An 18,958-nucleotide genomic window follows, 5' to 3' on the forward strand; every position below is an offset into this window, starting at 1 on the left:
CCCGAGACATACTCTGAAAATGCTTTGATAGTTTTTATTGGCGTTAGTGTTCTAACCTGTGCGAACTTAGATAACTCCTCCGAACAGCTAAATCCTAAACTATTTATAGAATTAGTGAGTATATTATTAAGTGCTGCTAGCATAGGAGATGCACCGTTTTTTAACGAGTTATTTAAGTACTACCTATTTCTATTTTTTGGTTTTAAAGTTAATATTGTTAAATCACACTATCAGTTAAAAAGAAAGCAACGCATACTATTAAATAATATTCTTAATAATATTTCATACTGTATATCTATTTTTTGTATTACAAACTTCTTTCATATATCAGGAAATATGTTTCCTACTACCGAAAAGTTTATATACTATAATGTAATATTATCAGATGTCAACACGGAATAAGGTTTCCGTATAGTGAGGTGAAACTATGAGTTTTGATGAAATTGCTCCAAACGCAAAAAAAGTCGCTATTTATGGAAAAGGAGGTATAGGTAAGTCTACAACTACACAAAATACCGCCGCTGCATTAGCATACTACTACAAATTAAAAGGTATGATCCACGGGTGTGACCCAAAAGCAGACTCAACAAGAATGATATTGCACGGAAAACCACAAGAAACTGTTATGGATGTCCTTAGAGAAGAAGGAGAAGAAGGAGTTACATTAGAAAAAGTAAGAAAAGTAGGATTTGCTGATATTCTCTGTGTTGAATCAGGAGGTCCTGAGCCAGGAGTTGGATGTGCTGGAAGAGGTGTTATTACAGCAGTTAACTTAATGAGAGAACTCGGAGGATATCCAGACGATTTAGATTTCTTATTCTTCGATGTCCTTGGGGACGTCGTCTGTGGTGGATTCGCAATGCCATTGAGGGACGGTCTTGCTAAAGAAATTTACATTGTCTCATCTGGAGAAATGATGGCTCTTTACGCTGCAAACAACATTGCAAAAGGTATCTTAAAGTATGCAGAACAATCTGGAGTTAGATTGGGAGGAATCATCTGTAACTCAAGGAAAGTTGATGGGGAATTGGAGTTAATGGAAGAGTTCTGTGATAAATTAGGAACAAAGTTAATCCACTTCGTTCCAAGAGACAACATCGTCCAAAAAGCAGAGTTCAACAAGATGACTGTTGTTGAATTTGCTCCAGATAGCAACCAGGCACAAGAATACAAGAAATTAGGTAAAAAAATCATGGATAATGATGAATTGGTTATACCAACCCCAATGACAATGGACGAAATGGAGAAATTGGTTGAGAAATACGGATTGTATGACAAATAATTCCATATTTGTTTATTTTTTAGTACAATCCTTCAAAACTTTTAAAATTACACCTGAGGTGAAATTCATGAAATTAATAAAAGCAATTATCAGGCCTGAGAAAGTTGATGATGTGATTGACGCTTTAGAAAAAGCAGGTTATCCTTCTTTTACAAAACTTGATGTTGTTGGTAGGGGTAAGCAAGGGGGGTTAAAGGTTGGAGAAATCTTTTATGATGAATTACCAAAAACCATGATTCTTATTGGAGTTAACGATGATGAAGTTGATGAAGTTGTTGAGATTATAAAAACTAACGCTTATACCGGTAACTTTGGAGACGGGAAAATATTCATTCAAACAATAGAGGAAGCATATACAATTAGAACTGGAGAAAAAGGCCTGTAATTTTTGGTGGTATAATGAAAGAGGTTATAGCCATTATAAGACCAAAAATGGTCTCTAAGACAGGAAAGGCATTGGAAGCGGTTGGCTTTCCTGCAATGACGGTTATTGAGTGTTTTGGGAGAGGAAAGCAGAAAGGGTACATTGACGTGAATTTACCAGAATGTTGCGTTGATATACAAAAGGTTATTGAAGAGGGAGAAAAACAAGGAAGAAGGATCAAATACATCCCAAAAAGGATGATCTCCATTGTTGTGGAAGATGTTGATGTCCCATTAGTTGTTGGGATTATAACGAAAGTTAATAGAACAGGAAACTATGGTGATGGAAAGATATTCGTCCTTCCAGTTGATGATGCAGTAAGAATTAGAACAGGGGAAGCTGGAGAAGTGGCAGTTGGAAACTAAAATTTAAGATTAAGGTGAGATGATGCCATTTGTATTACTTGATTGCGACAAACCAATACCAGAAAGAATGAAACACACCTATGTCTACGACCCGGAAGAAGAGATAATTCCAGCATGTAATATTAAGACAGTTCCTGGAGACATGACCGAAAGAGGTTGTTCATTTGCTGGAGCAAGAGGGGTCGTTGGAGGGCCTGTAAAAGATGTTATTCACATGATTCATGGACCAATAGGATGTGCATATTATACATGGGGAACAAGAAGAAATTTGTCTGATTGTGAATTGCATAGGAGATATTGTTTCTCAACAGATATGCAAGAGGCGGATGTTGTTTATGGTGGAGAAAAGAAGTTAGAAAAAGCCTGTTTAGAGGCAGCATCTGAATTCCCACAAGCAAAAGGAATATTTATCTATGCAACATGTCCTACTGCTTTAATTGGGGATAACCTTGAGGCAGTAGCAAAAAAAGTGGAAGAAAAAATTGGTAAACCAGTGTTTGCGTGTAACAGTCCAGGGTATGCTGGCTGTTCACAATCAAAAGGACACCACATATTCAACACAGAGTTTTATAGGTGGTTGAAGAAGGCAAGAGAAAAGTTTCCAGAAAAATGCTTAAAAGAAGAGGAAAAGACACCTTATGATATTGCAATCATTGGGGACTACAACATGGACTGGGATGTTGCAGTTATAAAAGAACTCTTTGAAAAAATTGGATGTAGAATTCCTGTTGTATTCACTGGAAATGCTTCATTAGATGATTTATTTAAATTGCCGGATGTTAAGTTGAATGTTGTCCATTGCCAAAGGTCTGCAAATTATATAGCAGAGATGATTGAGGATGGGTTTAATATTCCAAAGGTCTGGGTTTCATTGTTTGGAATTGAGCAAACAGCAGAAGCATTAAGAAAAACCGCAGAGGCATTGGACATTCCAAAAGAGAAGGTTGAAGAAGTTATAAAAGAAGAACTTGAGGAAATCAAGCCAGAGTTAGACTTTTATAAATCAAAATTAGAAGGAAAAAAATGCCTTGTTTATGTTGGAGGACCAAGGACATGGCACTGGGTAAGGGCAATGAAAGAGTTAGGAATAGATGTTGTTGTTGCATGCTGTACATTCGCTCACGAGGATGATTATGAAAAATTAAACAAAAATCTCAAAAAAGCAGGACTTAAAGGGACACTTGTCATTGATGCTCCAAATGAACTTGAATTAGAGGAAGCAATTGAAAAATACAAACCTGACTTTATGCTTACTGGGCTAAAAGAGAGATACTTATTCAGAAAATATGGGGTTCCAACAATTAACTCCCACAGTTATGAGCAAGGACCTTACGCATGCTTTAAAGGATTTGTTAACTTTGCAAGAGATATTTATAAGGCAGTATGCCATCCAATTTGGGATGTAATATATGAAGGAGAAAAGAAATTTGAGGAATTTAAAAAGAAGGAGTAAGTATTTCCAAACTTATTGCAAAAGAGGATTGGGAGAATCAAAATCCCCTATTATTTGGATGAAACCTTTTTAAAGGTTTCAAGGAGAAAAGAAATTTGAGGAATTTAAAAAGAAAGAATAAGTTTATCTTTTAAATTAAAATTTTTGAAATTAGGTGGTATCATGGGAATTACTTATGTTGAAAAACAAAGAGCAGGAACAATAAACCCTAACAAAACTTGTCAGCCAATTGGTGCAATGTGGGCTACCCTTGGAGTGCATAGAGGAATTCCATTCGTACAAGGTTCACAAGGATGCTGTACTTATGTTAGATATACATTCAACAGACACTTTAGAGAACCAGTTTCAATTGCAGTTGCTTCATTCCACGAAGATGCTGCAGTTTATGGTGGTATGAACAACTTAGTTGAAGGTTTGAGAAACTTAGTTGCAAGATACGATCCTGATTTAATTTCAGTTGTTACAACATGTTCATCAGAAACCATTGGGGATGACGTTGAGGCATTTATTAGGGCAGCAAGGAAAAAGATTGCAAAAGAATTTGGGGAGGAAAAGGCACAACTTCCAATAATTCCAGTTCACTGTCCATCATACCAATACAGCCATGTTAAAGGTTATGATAACGCTTCAAAGGCATACATGGAATACTTAGCAAAGAAGGATGAAGAGAAAGAACCACACAAAATAAACATCATCCCAGGATTCGGGGTTAACCCAGGAGATATCTTAGAAATAAAAAGAATATTGGATATGTTTGGTTTAAAAGAAGGTGAAGATTATTCAATATTATTCGATATCAGTGAAACGTTATATCAACCATTGAGAGAAAGAATAAAAGAAGTCCCATACTATCCAAAAGGTGGAACAAAAGTTGAAGAATTTGTAGATGCCGCAAATGGTAAGGCAACATTTGCACTCTGTAAACATGCTGGAGGAGCAGGGGCTCTTTACTTACAAAGAAAATTCAAAGTTCCTGCATTCTATGGATTACCAATAGGGATAAAAAATACAGATGATTTCGTAATAAATATAGCAAAGGTTACTGGGTTAGAGATTCCAGACAAGTTATTGGATGAAAGGGGTAAGTTGGTTGATGCTATCGTAGATACCATCCACTACACAATGGATAAAAAGGTTGGTATCTTTGGAGATCCTGACTTTGTTATAGCAGTTTCAAGATTTGCATGTGAAATTGGAATGAAACCAGTCGTTGTAAATACACAAACCCCATCCTCAACATACAAGAAATCAATGGAAGAAATAGCAAATGAACACAACGTAGATATTGAAGTTCAATTCTCTGACTTGTGGGACTTTGAAAAATCAGTAAAAAAGGTTGGTGTTGATTTACTCATTGGACACCCAAGAGGAGGAGTCAAGATAGCAGAAGATATGGGTATTGGATTGGTAAGAATGGGCTTCCCAATCTACGATAGAGTTGGCTATTTCAGATGGCCAATTGTTGGATACATGGGAAGTTTAAGATTCTTTGATGATATAGTCAATACAATATTAGATACAAAAGTTCCATGGGATCAAAAACAACAATAAATTCCACTTAATATTATTTTTTAATAGAAAGGTGGTAGAGATGTGTAGTTTTGGAATCGTGGAAAATGTTGCAATAACTCCTTCATTACAATTTGTTGATGTTGTTACACTTTCATTAGCAACTGCTATTGGATTGTCATTGGCAGTATTGGTAAGTAGGATGTTATCCAAAAGAGCATCGGACTATAAATTAAATTGTAAAATTTAAATATTATTTTAGATATAAATTAAAATGTTTTCATTTACACAACATGTCCTTTCTTCCTTCCAAATAACAAAATATGGAGGGGAGAAGGATGTTGGTAGAGTACAAGATGTACGATAGTAGGGGTAATGAGGTGAAAGATGGAGATTTCCACTGTATAGTTTTCTATATCAAAAAATCCAAACAGCCAACTGAAAATGATTTGATGGTCGAAGCGGTAAATGTAAAGAACATTCCTCTCTTGGTTGCAAAGTACGTTAGAGGTAAGTTAGATTACCCAGGATTTGGGGAGCCAGAGGAGGTAACCGACTTAGAGGTACTCAAAAACTACGGGGTTCCAGAGGATATTATAGCAACAATAAAAGAAACCTACAAAAAATATGGCATAGATTGGGTTTAAATTAAAAATGAGGTGATCATAATGTGCCAAGGAGATATTGGAATCTTTAGAGGTTTTGTATTTAAAAATGGATGTAAAATTCCATTAATAGAAATAAATGGGCATATATCAGAGATTCCTATTCCCATAACCGAGGATGTTAAATTTGGGGACAGAGTTATGATATACAATTCCTACAATTTTGAATATGAATTTGAACCTTTAGATTTGAAATCTAAATTATTTGGTGTTATTTCAACAATCAAAGAGAAATTAATTAGGTTAAGATTTGATTCTCATGCAATCTATCTTGGTGAATAAAATGGATGAAGTATTGGCTAAGGTGTATATAACAAAGAATGATGGTAGTAGGGAGAAGTTTGATTTTGATGTTGTAAGAGAGTCTTTAAGAAATGCAGGGGCAGATGGGGAGTTGGTTGAGGAAGTTATAAAGAGGATAGAAAATAGAATACACGACGAGATAACAACAAGGGAATTAAAAATGATGATTACAACAGTATTGAGGAGATTAAATAGAGAAGTTGCCAAACAATACGTCCAAAATCATTCATAAATTTTTATTTGCTTAATTAATTTGAGTTTAAGGGTCTTAAGTTTTAAAGTTTTACAGTTTTTATTCTTTTCGCTTATTTCATAGCAATTTCATCAACAATTACTCATTAAGTAATAATGTTTAATGATGAGGTTTCTTTTTTATGTGTTTTTAATCTCTTTTTCTTTTTATTTAATATTCATTATTATTACTTTTTCATGTTTTAATATATAACGTGAATACTACAAACGCAAATGTTTATATTTTACTTAATCTAAAAAATATAGAATAAATTGAGATTAGGAATAACAACCGAAGAATTTCGTCGATATGGAAATTACTTCAATATTTATCAATTCTTTATGTTTTTAATACTATAGTTTTTCTTTAATGTTGTGAAAATTTATCTTAAGTTTAGTTTGATTAATTAATTTAATCGAATAATACCATCTGTATAAGGTCTTGTTCTACAATCAGAATGATAACTTATAAAATTTAAAGATTGTTCTTAACTTTTAAAGTTTCTTAGGGCAGAAATCATATTATGTGATATGTATGGAAATTACGCCAAAAAATGCTAAAGGATTAATATCATCTAAAAATTATACAGATAGACTTAAACTAATAGATTTAATTAGTGAAATTAAAGATGAAAAAGAATTCAAAAAAATGATATGTTACTTAGCAGAATTACTTTACGACGACAATATGTTGGTAAAAATAAAAACAATGAATTTAATTAAAAATATTTTAAGCGAGAATTTGGGGATAATCCACTCTCCAGAATTTAAAAAATTAGTTGCTCATGTATATGTCCTTACATTTGTTCAAAATAAAATGGTACAGAACACACTGAAGTCGTTAATTGAGACTATACCGGAATATATGGTAGAAGAAATTATTGTTGAATTATCCTACCAACTTTATTCAAAAAATGGTCTTAGAAAGATATTGGCACTGATAAAGTTATTTGCAATTTCTTGGCACCATCCAAAATATCTAAAAGATAAATTACCTCATCTTTTACACCTACTAACAAATAACAAACTTAGAATAATACAAATGTTTATAATCCTAATTATTGAAAAATTTAGGGATGATGATAAAACTACAACAGTTTTACATAAGGTTCTAAAATATATTCCAATAAATATTGATGGATTCAGGACTGAGGAGGATGTACATCAAATAGTAAAAATTTATTTCGATTTTGAACATATAGGAAGGGAAGAGATTGAAGAATCTTTAAAATATTTGGATGATGGAGATATTGTATTGGAAATATTGTCATTGGGTGTGATAGAACGTAATGTGGGTATGTTATTTGAGATATTTGATAAAAAGAAGTTTGATGAATTTATAAATAAAATTTTGGATATGTTATGTAGTAGATATGCAGTTATACAAATACTCTCTTATCTAATACTCTCAAAAATAATAACTTACGATAACATAGACACCTATTTGGATAAAGATTTAAAAAATAAATACCTATCAATAATTTTTGATATGGGGGAGAAATTTCTGATTGAAGGAAATAGTCTTGTAAAGGGTTATACTTTGGAATCCTTAACAATTGTCTATGCAAATTACAACGACCCTAAAGTTTTAGAGAGAATTAAAGATATTGTTGATAAATATGACGTTGTAAAATTCGCATCTGAACACCAAATTCTATATAACAAAATAATCCAGTTGTTATTAACTATGGGAAGGAATGTTGAGGATTATCTAACTCCAAATATTCATCCAAACTTTAATGAGAGGTATGTAGAAGAACTAAAAACTGCATTTCCTTCAAAAATATTCGAAGATATGGAGTTGAAACTGAATAGTAGAGATTGGTTTAATAGATATATCGCTGGAAAAGTTTTAGGAAATATTCTTTATACTTATCCATATCACATAAGTGAATACTATAGAATTGCAGAATATAGGTTCTTCCTTTCAGACAATGTTTGGGTAATTAGGTCTGTTGGGGCTTGGATTTTGAGGGTGGTTTGTTATAAAGGATTTAACTTACCTAAGGATGATTGTTTGAATATCTTTGAAGGTATCTACGATTGGTGTCCGGAGGTTGTAGTGGAATACCTAATACTTTATGCGGAGGTTATAAAATACAATCCAAAAATTGTTGATGATGAGGACTTAAAAAAATATCTCCTCTCATCAATAACCATGGCTTATTTGGTAAGTAGCAACACTGTTATCAAACTTCTTGCTAAATATTTATTAAAAAATTTTCCTGAAATGGATTATGTTGTAGAATACTTTGAAAAAGATGATGTTGGAAGATTGGGAATTTTGGAAAAATTAATGGAAAAACCGGAGTTTATAGATGTAGTATTCACCAAAATAAAGGTATGGTTAAATAGGGAGATTAAGAAAAACAACGAAGAAACTATAAAGCGTATCCTCGAGTTTGTTAAGGGAAAATATTTTATATCTACATCGTTCTTATTGTATGAGTTAATACTTCTTTATGATAAATATGACTTAGCAAAAGAAATTCTCGATACGATAAAGTCCAAATATCCTGAGAGTATTGAGTATTTTTTCATGCGTATATGCGAGTGGGTTGGGAGGTATTTAGTTCCTATAAAGAGGGAAATTGTAAAGGAATTATTGACAATCAACAAGTTTGGAATAAGATTAAATGAGAACGTCCTTGAGACTTTAAAGGAATTGGTAATTTATGAGGATGATAAGGAGTTGTTAAAATATATTGATGAATTATTTGATTCTGTAGGTGAGGAAGAGGGTTTACTTATACTAAAAGAAAAGAATGAGATTAAGAAGGAAAAGAGATTCTTAATTGAGGAGTTAAATAGGATTATTGATTCTCAAGATTTGGAAGAATTTAAAAGATTTATTAAATCTCCATGGAGAGGTAAAAAACTAATCCCAAAAATCGTGATTATAGATCACATTATAGAGTCAATAGTAGATAGGGATGTGAAACTTTTGGAATTTTTCAATAGATACTCTGACGAGATTTTTAAATACCTATGTTTGTTGGTAAATGAAACTCCGTGCAAAATCTTCAAAAAATACATGGAGATGCTAATAGTTGCATATATAGTTTCAAATCCTGGCATGTTTGGAAAGTTACTGGTTAACCATCCCGATCTCCAAATAAAGTGTGCAGATTTTATAGACTCAATATTTAAAAAACCTTACTCAGGAATTAAACTTGAATTATTGGATATGTTTATAAATGCATTGGATGAAGATAAGTGCGATAAAATAACCCAATACCTTCCAGAACTCTCGAAACTTTTAAACCATAGGATGTGGGATGTTAAGTCTAGGGCATTAAAGGTAATAACATCAATGGATATTGCTGAAAATGAGGTTGATGATGTGGTTATGAATATATTGAAAAACTATAAATACTCTGATGAAGATTTTAGACTGCGTTTACTTAGGGCGTTGAGGGATTTGCCGATTTCAAAAAAGCATTTTGATGAAGTTATAAAAATGTTGGAGGGAATAGAAACTTCTGATGAATACACGAGAGATATTATTAAAAATATTTTAGACAAATATAAGAACGCAAAATCAGACGATGGGGAAAATTCGGGTGAAAGTTGATGAAAATAACGATATATTCTCCAAATGTTTATACCTATGGCGCAATGGTTGTTGGCGGGATTTTAAATGAAAAGCATAATGTCCATTTAATAAGAAAACCAAACAATGCATTATTCTTAAAATCAGATGTTGTTATTTTAAGTTTATATTCAACTCTACAGATAATTGATGAAAATATAAAGAATATTGTTAACTTCATAAAGAATCGCAAGAAAAAAACAAAAGTTTATGTTGCTGGATGTGTTTCCACTTATCCAGAGATAATTTTAAATGAACTCAATGTTGATGGCGTTATTGTTGGGGAGGGGGAATTAACTACTCCAAACATTATTGAGGGGGACAAAGGGGGATTAGCATACAAAGATGGTGATGAAATAATAATAAATTATCCAAAAGAAAGGCCAGATTTGAATCATCCAATGCCCCTAATTCCAAAGGATATCGCAAACCAGAATATTAGGGGAGCGAACGTTTATATTGAAACACATAGGGGATGCTTGGGAAATTGCACATTTTGCCAAGTTCCTAAGTTTTTTGGGAAAGAGATTAGAAGTAGAGATGTTGATTTGGTTGTTGAGGAAGTTAAGAAGTTTAAAAAAAGAGGGGTTAAGAGGATTGCAATTAGTGGAGGAACGGGAAGTTTATACAATTTCAAAAAATCAATAAATAGGGATAAGTTTTATGAGTTATTGGAAAAAATTTCCTCAGTTATTGGGAAAGATAACCTCTCAGTCCCAGATATGAGGGTAGATTATGTTGATGAGGATATTTTAGAGGCAATAAAAAACTACACCATTGGATGGGTGTTTTATGGGATTGAGAGCGGGAGTGATGATATATTAAGGGATATGAAAAAAGGAGTAAACACAAAAAAGATTATGGATGCGATAAAATTGGCAAAGGATTGTGATATTAAAGTTGGTGGAAGTTTTATTGTTGGTTATCCAACAGAGACAGAGATGGATTATTTATTAACAAAGGACTTTATTGTCGATGCTGAATTGGATGATATCTTTGTCTCCATTGCAGAGCCAATACCAACAACTGAACTTTGCAGTTTGGTTTTAAAAACCCCAAAAGAAAAAAATCCAACATTTATGAAGCATAATGGGGAATATAGGCATTTAAATTTAACAGAAAGTGAGGCAAGGTGTTTTGATCTACTTATTCATGCCGAGATGTGGAAAAGTAATCCAAAATTAATGACAAAACAACTTTATGCAATTTATTTGAATGAGGCAAAAACGCAAGGAAAAGATATAAGGAAGATAACTGAACTAATATTTAAGTATAAGGATTATTATATTATATAAGGTATCTCAGGATGCATTCAAATATATTCAAACGTTATGTGTAAACTTTTCATTAGATTATTTAAAAATATATCATTTAAATATATTTAAAATAAATGAAGTTAAAAATAATGATTATATAAAACTATTTTGTGATGATTATGGGAAGAAAAGACAAAAGATGGGTTTTACAAAGAAAAAAGGACTTTTATTACAATTTAGCAAAAAAGCAAAAATATCGTTCAAGAGCAACATTTAAGTTGTTCCAATTAAATGAGAAATTTAGATTTATGAAAGAAGGGGATATTGTTGTAGATTTGGGATGTGCTCCTGGAGGTTGGCTACAGGCTGCGAGGGAGATTGTTGGAGAAAAGGGTTTTGTAGTGGGTGTTGATTTGCAGAGCGTTAAACCACTCCCATACGATAACGTAAAAACGATAAAAGGGGATATGACAAAGGAAGAAACAATACAAAAAATAAGAGAAATTCTCTATCCTGCAAAACCAACTGTTGTTATAAGTGATGCCTCTCCAAACATAAGTGGGGTTTGGGACGTTGATCATGCAAGATCTATTGAGTTAACAACAATTGCCCTAAAAATAGCAACCAAACTGCTAAAAGAAGGAGGTAATTTTGCTGTTAAAGTATTCCAAGGAGATATGTTTATGGATTATGTATCTCTTGTGGAGAAGTATTTTGAAAAGGTATATCCAACCAAACCAAGGGCATCAAGAAAAGAAAGTGCTGAAGTTTATGTTGTAGGAAAGGGATACACTGGAAAACCTTGGGAAGAGGAAGAACCAGTTAAAGAAGAAAAAGTTGAGGAAAAGATAGAAACAGAAGAACTATTAGCAAAAAAAATAAAAGAAATGAGAAAATTAAAGACAAATAAAAATTAATCCTCAAACTCCACAACAATATTTTTTATGTTGAATTCCTTACCTCCTTTAAACTTCAAATTCATACTATTACACTTTGGGCAATAAATTTCAAATTCATCCTCTGCCTTAATATCCCCCACATACCCACAATCCCTACAAACTGCTAAAGGTTTTATAAACTTGACGTTTATCTTTGCATTTTCGCAGATAGTTCCCTCTGCAATAACTTCAAATGCAAATTTTAACTGCTCAATGTTTATGAATGTTAATTTCCCAACCTCTAAATTTATTTCAGAAACCTTTTTTACCTTTTTTCCATCTTTTTCTTGCTCTTTTACAGTATTTAATATGGTATCGAGTATAGATGTTGCATAAGAGAGTTCATGCATAGTATCCCTTTATTTTTTATTCAATCCCTAATTCCTTAAGTACTCTTTCTTTAACTTTTTCTTCCTTATTTTTTGAGGCGTAGATTTTAAAGTTTATAACTATTCTTACAACATCATCCCCATCCATCAACTTACATTCCCCTAAATATGCCTTCTGCTTATCAAACCTCAAATACAACTTGTTCTTTTCTATCCTTAAATCAACATCTTTTTTTAATTTGTTTATATTTCTCTCGTCACCCTTTAGCAAATCTATAATATGCTTAAAAACCCTATTTGTTTTTTTGTTTATAGTCATTTTGTAGACATTTATTGGATTACCAAAATAACCATCTGTCTCTATAACTTCCAACTCCACATCATCCTCTCCAACAACATCTGGTAAAAAATAAGTTATTGCATCTAAAACCTTCTCCTCATCCTCTGTTGCATGTGCAGTTGCTGTTATTATGATATGGTTTACCATAAAAATCCCCCAAACTTTTATTATAAAAATTTCAAAAAAACCACGAAAATAGCCAAAATAATATATAATTTTAAAAATAACTCAAAATTGACATCTTATTTATTTTGCTAAGACGATTTCTATTGTTGAGACGTTGACAACTTTACCATCTTCATTTTTAATCTTGTCTGTTCCAATGTTGATTTCCTTAACTTTAACATCTGGTAAAAACCTATTCCTAACCATCTCTGTAACATCAACTGCCCTGCTAATTGCCTTCCCTCTCGCTTTTATTTTGACTTCTTTAACTCCTTGTGTATTAAACTGTGTGATTACTGCAAGGACGTAGTTCATTATACTCTTGTTTCCTATGTATACTGCGTTGTTGTCACTCATCTGCATCCCTCCCTTTAACTATAATTCAATATGAGGATGGGATATATATACTTTTGGATTTTTAATGTCGTTTGAAATTTGTTAATTTATAATTCTTTTGTCTTTTTAGTAAAATATCCATAATTTCGTATGGATTTTTCAACACTACGGTATCTTCAAGGTCATTTAATTTTTTTGTGTTTTTAGCATCAACCTTTCTAACCCTCATTTTTATTTCCTTCCCCTCTATTATTGCATCGTATTGGCAAATCTCCTTACATTTCCCACATCCAATACATTTGGATAAGATTATCTCCATGAAACTTTTAGAAAAAGTTTCATCAAAATTCTCAACTATCGCATCATTCTCACAAACTTCCATGCATGCCTTGCAAAGTGTGCATTTTTCCCTATTTATTGAAAATGGCAACCTTGTTGTTACAACACCCTCCACATAATCTACTGGGACTATTATACATTTAACAAACCCCTTTCCTGCCTGAGCAATGGCATTTGTTACTAAAGTATCTGCTATTCCATTCACAACCTTTGCCACAGTGTTTCCAGTTGTTGGTGTTGATATTAGGTAGTCGTATTTTCCAAGTGACAACCTCCCAGTAATCGGTGCTGAGTATGGATGCTCTCTCTCAAAAATCAACTCCTCATAGTAGGTGTTGTTTGATATGCTATACAACTCCTCCATCAACCCATACATCTTAACAACTTCTTCTCCAGCCCTTGAAACTAATGTTGTTATTTTTACACCATGTTCCTTTAATTTCTTCATAACATCAAAACTCTCCCTCAATAAATGCCCTGCTCCTGTTATACACCAAACCACCTTCATAACTCCACCAATTTATCACTATCTTAAAAACATCCGATTTAAAACTTGGAGTAAGTTAAATAACATTTTAATTATATTTGACCAATAGAAAATCTATAGTTGCTTTGCGAATTTTATTAATATTATGCTAATTCTTAAATTGTTGTATTGTCTTAAATTTTAAAATAGGTTGTATCATCATTAAATTTATTGGCATTTTTCCAACATCTAACGCAGACAACAAACTTGAACATGAGGATCCCAATTAATATATATAGGTTGTTGGTAATATGGTAGATAAAATATATTTATTTTTCATCGATTCATTTTTTGTAGTATTAAGTTGATTTTATGGGTGATATTATGGAGAATAATGAGAATCAATTATCAAAGAGATTAACATCAAAGGCAAAAAAAATGCTAAGGGCTAAATCTCATGAAATAAAGCCCGTGGTTTGGATTGGAAAGGAGGGTGTAGATAAAGTTATTGAGGAAGTTAAGAGACAGTTAAAGGATAGGGGGCTTATAAAGGTTAAAATAAGAAAAACAGTACTGATTCATGTAGATAAAAAAGAGATTGCTGAAAAATTGGCAAAAGAGACAGATTCAGAGATAGTAAGTATAGTTGGACATGTAATAACACTGTTCAGACCAAGGGAAGGTTGGAAGAGTTATTCTTCAAAAAAGGTGAAAAAGGAGAAAGAAAAAGAAGAAAAATATATTACAGAATTTGAAAGACTCAGGAAAGGAAAATCATAAAATTTCAGTTAAGTGTAGCCAATAAATACAATTTAATAACTTCAAATTTAAAGTTGGATTGTTGTTAAACGTCCTAAAGAACGACTACGGTTAAGCGTAATATATATATACATGATTGTAGAATTAATATTGAGATTGCCCGGCGAGGATTCAATGTTCTTTTTTGGATAAGTTTATAAATCATTAATGCAATTTTAAGATACACATAGGGAATATTCATAACAGGCAATTGGTTTTGTTATTTCTGTAAAAACGAAAAATCAAGTGAGGTGTTAGTATGGTAACAGTATATGACGTCCCACCGGCATTGTTGATAGAGAAAACAGCAAAGAAATTAAAAGAAATGGGCTTAAAAGAACCTTCCTGGACTCCATTTGTTAAGACAGGTGCTCACAAAGAGAGAAGACCTGAAAATGCAGATTGGTGGTATATAAGATGTGCATCAATTTTAAGAAAGATTTATGTTAATGGTCCTGTTGGTGTTGAGAGGTTGAGAACTGCCTATGGTGGAAGAAAGAACAGGGGCCATTCTCCAGAACACTTTGTAAAAGGTAGTGGAAACATCATAAGAACTGCACTCCAAGAATTGGAGAGATTGGGGTTAGTTGAAAGAACAAAAGAGGGAAGGGTTGTAACACCAAAAGGACAATCATTATTAGATAATACTGCAAAAGATGTTAGAGATGAAATTGTCAACGAAATCCCAGAGTTGGCTAAATACTAATTTATTCCTAACTTTTTTGATTGTGTGGTTGTAAAAACGACCTTGCAACATTTAAGTCAAAAATATTATAAACTACTTTATAGATACTATATTCAGCAACAAAAGGGGATTTTATATGGACTTAGATGAAATAAAAAAACGCAAACTGTTGGAGATGCAGAAAAAACTTGAAGAGCAGGAAAAACTCCAACAGTTGCAAGAACAACAACAAATGCAATATCAACTTCAAAAACAAAAAATTTTAAGGCAAATTTTAACTGAAGAGGCAAGATCAAGACTTGCAAGAATAAGGATGGCGAAGCCAGAATTTGCTGAGCAAGTGGAGTTGCAATTAATACAACTTGCTCAAATGGGCAGATTACCCATCCCAGTCACTGATGAACAGTTGAAACTCCTACTCGATAAAATACATGAAGCAACAAAAAAGAAGAAAGAATTTAAGATCGTTAGAAAGTGATGCTATGAAGGCATATGTATTATTTAGTGGTGGGAAGGATAGTTCACTATCTGCAATTATATTAAAAAAGTTAGGTTATGATGTTAAGTTATTAACTGTAAATTTTGGCATCCTTGATTCATACAAATACGCCCAAGAAACTGCTAAAATATTGGGTTTATCACATGAGGTTGTGATCCTCGATAGGGCGATACTTGAAAAATCTGTTGAGATCATATTAAAAGATGGTTATCCATCAAATGGTATCCAGTTTATCCATAAAGAGGTCTTAGAGATCCTCTCTGATAAATACAAGATTCTCGCAGATGGAACAAGAAGAGACGATAAGGTTCCTAAGTTAAGTTATTCAGAAGTTCAAAGCCTTGAAATGAGAAAGGGCATTGAATATCTAACTCCATTAATGGGATTTGGACATAGAACCATAAGAAAATTGGTTGATGAATATTTCATAATCTCTGAAAAGGAGAGTGAAGAGTTATTAAAATCTGATTATGAAACTGAAATTAGGGAACTTATGAGATTGAATGGAGAGGATCCACTCAAATACTTCCCAAAACATAAACAATCAAGAGTTATTGGATTAAAAAAAGAAATATAAAATGAGGTGAGAGAAATGGCAAGCAACAAACCATTGGGTAAAAAGTTGAGATTGGCAAAGGCAATGAAACAAAACAGAAGAGTTCCATTGTTTGTAATTGTCAAAACAAGAGGAAAAGTTAGAGCACACCCAAAAATGAGATACTGGAGAAGAAGCAAATTGAAGGCATAAATCTAAAACTTTTTTTATTTTTATATATTTTATATTTATAGATTTAAATAAATGCATAATGGGATTTTAATTTATTAACGGATTCACGATATCCAAAATCCCATCTACATTGATGTCGTCTATCTTGTAATACCTAAAACCATATCTCCTAGCGATTTTATCACCAATGCCTATTTTTATGAATGATTTTGGCTCTGTATCTATTAGAATAACGTTTATCTCTTCTTCTGCAATTTTATCACATATATCAAAAACCTCTTTTATATAATCCTTTTTAATAGCTACATTTGGCTTAAAGTCGCTTATGAATATAATAATTGGTATTATATTTGGATTCTTCCTTATTTCATTTTTAAAAACCTCATACGCCTTTAAAAATGCCTTTGAGAGTGGAGTTTTCCCTCCAGTTGGGAGTTCTTTGAGCAATTTTTCACCAAGTTCAACAGAAGATGTAAATGGAAGAACAAGTTCTGCCTTATCCTTTCTAAATGCAATCATCCCAACCTTGTTTCTTTTTTGATATGCATCCATTAATAGAGATAAAACTGCTCCTTTTGCAGATTCCATCCTTCTCATTGCTCCCATAGAGCCACTTGCATCAACAACAAACAGTAAGTGGGAGGATATTTTTCTCTCCCTAACCTTCTCCCTTAAATCATCTTTTTCTAAGTACAATGCCAAATTTTTGTCCTTAAATTTCTCTCTTCTCTCTTTTTGATACATTGCACTAACTCTAAATGTTGCATCGAAGGCAATATCTGTTGTTCTTCCATGTGGAATTTTGTATTTTATGTACCTCCCTTTTTTACTTATACTCTTTATGTGCCTTCCACTACTGTATCTGAAAATGTTATCCCTCAACTTTATGTTGAGTATTTTTGGGTTTGCTCCTCCATTTATGCCAAATACTTCCTCTCCAACGTTGTTATTTTCATTGTTACTTTCATTGCCATTGTTATCATGTTCTCCATTATCTCTATTATCTTTATTTTCATGGTTTTCAGAATCTCTATTTTCGTTGTTATTTTCATCTTTATTGTTGTTTTCATTTAGTTTTTTTTTACATCGTCATTTTCTTCATTATTTTTTTCATCTTCATTTTTTTCTTTGTTCTCCTCAAACTCATTAAATATCTGCTCAATCTTCTCATTGTTTAATTGCGGTGGTTCAAATGGCTTTCTCCTCATCCTATGTGGAAGGGCAAGTTCACATGCCTCTTTTACATCATCAACGGTTACATAATCCCTTCCATTAAATGCAGCGATGGTTTTTGCAGTCCTTGCAACGGTTATATCTGCCCTGTTTGTTGGAATGCCTAACTCAATGCAGATTTTTGATATCAACTCCAATAAATCATCACTTATTTTTACATTATTTAATAGTTCTCTCGCTTTTTCTATCTTTTCCCTCAACTTTAATTGCTCTTCTTCATATTTCTTATAAAATTCTTCTGGATTTTCGTTGAACTCCTCAACCCTCTTTATTACCTCAACTCTCATCTTTATATCATTCAATCCCTCAACATCCACCATCAATCCAAACCTATCAAGGATTTGAGGTCTCAACTCCCCTTCTTCAGGGTTCATAGTTCCAACTAAGATAAATCGTGAGGGATGTTTTATCTTTATCCCTTCTCTCTCAATAATATTCCATCCCATTGCAGCAGCATCTAAGAGGATATCAACAATATGGTCATCTAAAAGGTTAACCTCATCAATATACAAGATGTTTCTATTTGCCTCTGCTAAAATTCCAGGGTCGAGGGCTTTAATCCCCTCTTTAATTGCCTTCTCAATATCAAGGGTTCCAATAACCCTATCCTCCGTTGCACCAATTGGAAGGTTAACGACCTTCATCTTTTTCTTAATTGTTTTTAATTCTTCTCTTTCCTTTTTTTCTCTACAAATATCGCACAAATCCCCATTAGGATTGCAGTTGAATGGACATCCTTCAACAACCTCAATCTCTGGCAACAAATCAGCCAAAGCCCTTACTGTTGTAGATTTTGCAGTTCCCTTCTCTCCTCTTATTAAAACCCCTCCAATTTTTGGGTTTATAGCATTTAGGATTAATGCCTTCTTCATCTTCTCCTGACCAACAATTGCGGTAAATGGATACTTCATCTTTTTCACCAAATTTTATTTTTACACAAATTTATTTTAATTCCATATAAAAATAACTTTTCATACAAATGTAGAATTATTATGACCGTAATTCCCATCACAAATTTAAATA

Annotated in this window: 24 protein-coding genes; 17 read left to right on the forward strand and 7 right to left on the reverse strand. The window is 32.6% G+C overall.

Features of this window, described 5'->3' with window-relative positions:
• Positions 1 to 427: 427 nt before the first annotated feature.
• From nifH to METFODRAFT_RS06935, 12 genes are all read left to right on the forward strand, one after another.
• Positions 428 to 1,282, forward strand: coding sequence for a nitrogenase iron protein (gene nifH, locus METFODRAFT_RS06885; protein ID WP_007044848.1), 855 nt, complete (start codon positions 428 to 430; stop codon positions 1,280 to 1,282).
• Between the two features lie 67 nt (positions 1,283 to 1,349).
• Entirely contained in the window at positions 1,350 to 1,667 is a 318-nt protein-coding gene (locus METFODRAFT_RS06890) for a P-II family nitrogen regulator (protein WP_007044849.1), read from the forward strand.
• A gap of 14 nt (positions 1,668 to 1,681) precedes the next feature.
• Positions 1,682 to 2,071, forward strand: coding sequence for a P-II family nitrogen regulator (locus METFODRAFT_RS06895; protein WP_007044850.1), 390 nt, complete (start codon positions 1,682 to 1,684; stop codon positions 2,069 to 2,071).
• A gap of 22 nt (positions 2,072 to 2,093) precedes the next feature.
• On the forward strand, positions 2,094 to 3,524 hold the full coding sequence (locus METFODRAFT_RS06900; protein WP_007044851.1) for a nitrogenase component I subunit alpha: 1,431 nt from the start codon (positions 2,094 to 2,096) through the stop codon (positions 3,522 to 3,524).
• A gap of 162 nt (positions 3,525 to 3,686) precedes the next feature.
• On the forward strand, positions 3,687 to 5,075 hold the full coding sequence (locus tag METFODRAFT_RS06905) for a nitrogenase component 1 (RefSeq protein WP_007044852.1): 1,389 nt from the start codon (positions 3,687 to 3,689) through the stop codon (positions 5,073 to 5,075).
• 40 nt (positions 5,076 to 5,115) lie between these two features.
• Complete coding sequence (locus METFODRAFT_RS10895) at positions 5,116 to 5,283, forward strand: hypothetical protein (RefSeq protein WP_007044853.1); 168 nt, start codon at positions 5,116 to 5,118, stop codon at positions 5,281 to 5,283.
• A gap of 88 nt (positions 5,284 to 5,371) precedes the next feature.
• Positions 5,372 to 5,680, forward strand: coding sequence for a hypothetical protein (locus tag METFODRAFT_RS06910; protein WP_007044854.1), 309 nt, complete (start codon positions 5,372 to 5,374; stop codon positions 5,678 to 5,680).
• Between the two features lie 21 nt (positions 5,681 to 5,701).
• On the forward strand, positions 5,702 to 5,980 hold the full coding sequence (locus tag METFODRAFT_RS06915) for a hypothetical protein (protein WP_007044855.1): 279 nt from the start codon (positions 5,702 to 5,704) through the stop codon (positions 5,978 to 5,980).
• Between the two features lies 1 nt (position 5,981).
• On the forward strand, positions 5,982 to 6,233 hold the full coding sequence (locus METFODRAFT_RS06920) for an ATP cone domain-containing protein (protein WP_007044856.1): 252 nt from the start codon (positions 5,982 to 5,984) through the stop codon (positions 6,231 to 6,233).
• A gap of 534 nt (positions 6,234 to 6,767) precedes the next feature.
• Positions 6,768 to 9,806, forward strand: a complete 3,039-nt coding sequence (locus tag METFODRAFT_RS06925) for a hypothetical protein (RefSeq protein WP_007044857.1) — start codon at positions 6,768 to 6,770, stop codon at positions 9,804 to 9,806.
• Entirely contained in the window at positions 9,806 to 11,119 is a 1,314-nt protein-coding gene (locus METFODRAFT_RS06930; RefSeq protein ID WP_007044858.1) for a methyl-coenzyme M reductase glutamine C-methyltransferase, read from the forward strand. Before METFODRAFT_RS06925 ends, METFODRAFT_RS06930 begins: the two co-directional genes overlap by 1 nt.
• Before the next feature lie 140 nt (positions 11,120 to 11,259).
• Positions 11,260 to 11,997 carry an RlmE family RNA methyltransferase gene (locus METFODRAFT_RS06935; RefSeq protein WP_048115724.1) on the forward strand — a complete coding sequence of 246 codons (738 nt, stop codon included), beginning with the start codon at positions 11,260 to 11,262 and terminating at the stop codon, positions 11,995 to 11,997.
• On the opposite strand, the gene hypA is transcribed toward METFODRAFT_RS06935, so the two are convergent.
• The 4 genes from hypA to METFODRAFT_RS06955 form a co-directional block, all read right to left on the reverse strand.
• On the reverse strand, positions 11,994 to 12,368 hold the full coding sequence (gene hypA, locus METFODRAFT_RS06940; protein ID WP_007044860.1) for a hydrogenase maturation nickel metallochaperone HypA: 375 nt from the start codon (positions 12,366 to 12,368) through the stop codon (positions 11,994 to 11,996). The two genes, METFODRAFT_RS06935 and hypA, sit on opposite strands and share 4 nt — an antisense overlap.
• 16 nt (positions 12,369 to 12,384) lie before the next feature.
• A complete protein-coding gene (locus METFODRAFT_RS06945) occupies positions 12,385 to 12,834 on the reverse strand; it encodes an RNA-binding domain-containing protein (protein ID WP_007044861.1) in 450 nt (149 codons plus the stop codon).
• Positions 12,835 to 12,933: 99 nt separating this feature from the next.
• Complete coding sequence (gene albA / locus METFODRAFT_RS06950; protein WP_007044862.1) at positions 12,934 to 13,209, reverse strand: DNA-binding protein Alba; 276 nt, start codon at positions 13,207 to 13,209, stop codon at positions 12,934 to 12,936.
• 61 nt (positions 13,210 to 13,270) lie between these two features.
• A complete protein-coding gene (locus tag METFODRAFT_RS06955) occupies positions 13,271 to 14,035 on the reverse strand; it encodes a dihydromethanopterin reductase (acceptor) (protein WP_007044863.1) in 765 nt (254 codons plus the stop codon).
• A 342-nt stretch (positions 14,036 to 14,377) separates the two neighbouring features.
• On the opposite strand from METFODRAFT_RS06955, the gene yhbY reads away from it, so the two are divergent.
• The 5 genes from yhbY to METFODRAFT_RS06980 all read left to right on the forward strand — a co-directional run bounded on the left by yhbY (position 14,378) and on the right by METFODRAFT_RS06980 (position 16,723).
• A complete protein-coding gene (gene yhbY / locus METFODRAFT_RS06960; protein ID WP_173361567.1) occupies positions 14,378 to 14,773 on the forward strand; it encodes a ribosome assembly RNA-binding protein YhbY in 396 nt (131 codons plus the stop codon).
• Between the two features lie 277 nt (positions 14,774 to 15,050).
• A complete protein-coding gene (locus METFODRAFT_RS06965; RefSeq protein WP_007044865.1) occupies positions 15,051 to 15,497 on the forward strand; it encodes a 30S ribosomal protein S19e in 447 nt (148 codons plus the stop codon).
• Positions 15,498 to 15,612: 115 nt separating this feature from the next.
• The gene (locus METFODRAFT_RS06970) at positions 15,613 to 15,954 is read left to right on the forward strand and encodes a DNA-binding protein (RefSeq protein WP_007044866.1); all 342 of its coding nucleotides are present in this window, start codon (positions 15,613 to 15,615) and stop codon (positions 15,952 to 15,954) included.
• Between the two features lie 4 nt (positions 15,955 to 15,958).
• A complete protein-coding gene (locus METFODRAFT_RS06975) occupies positions 15,959 to 16,552 on the forward strand; it encodes a DUF7411 family protein (RefSeq protein ID WP_048115726.1) in 594 nt (197 codons plus the stop codon).
• A 15-nt stretch (positions 16,553 to 16,567) separates the two neighbouring features.
• Positions 16,568 to 16,723, forward strand: coding sequence for a 50S ribosomal protein L39e (locus METFODRAFT_RS06980; protein WP_007044868.1), 156 nt, complete (start codon positions 16,568 to 16,570; stop codon positions 16,721 to 16,723).
• Positions 16,724 to 16,789: 66 nt separating this feature from the next.
• On the opposite strand, the gene METFODRAFT_RS06985 is transcribed toward METFODRAFT_RS06980, so the two are convergent.
• From METFODRAFT_RS06985 to METFODRAFT_RS06990, 3 genes are read right to left on the reverse strand one after another with little or no spacing between them, the layout of a single operon-like run.
• Positions 16,790 to 17,584, reverse strand: a complete 795-nt coding sequence (locus METFODRAFT_RS06985) for a vWA domain-containing protein (RefSeq protein ID WP_007044869.1) — start codon at positions 17,582 to 17,584, stop codon at positions 16,790 to 16,792.
• Positions 17,585 to 17,619: 35 nt separating this feature from the next.
• On the reverse strand, positions 17,620 to 17,772 hold the full coding sequence (locus METFODRAFT_RS10900) for a hypothetical protein (protein WP_007044870.1): 153 nt from the start codon (positions 17,770 to 17,772) through the stop codon (positions 17,620 to 17,622).
• On the reverse strand, positions 17,773 to 18,846 hold the full coding sequence (locus tag METFODRAFT_RS06990; RefSeq protein ID WP_007044871.1) for an ATP-binding protein: 1,074 nt from the start codon (positions 18,844 to 18,846) through the stop codon (positions 17,773 to 17,775).
• Positions 18,847 to 18,958: the final 112 nt, after the last annotated feature.

The sequence above is a fragment of the Methanotorris formicicus Mc-S-70 genome (assembly GCF_000243455.1).
GTDB classification, from domain to species: Archaea; AGJL01; Methanococci; order Methanococcales; family Methanococcaceae; genus Methanotorris; species Methanotorris formicicus.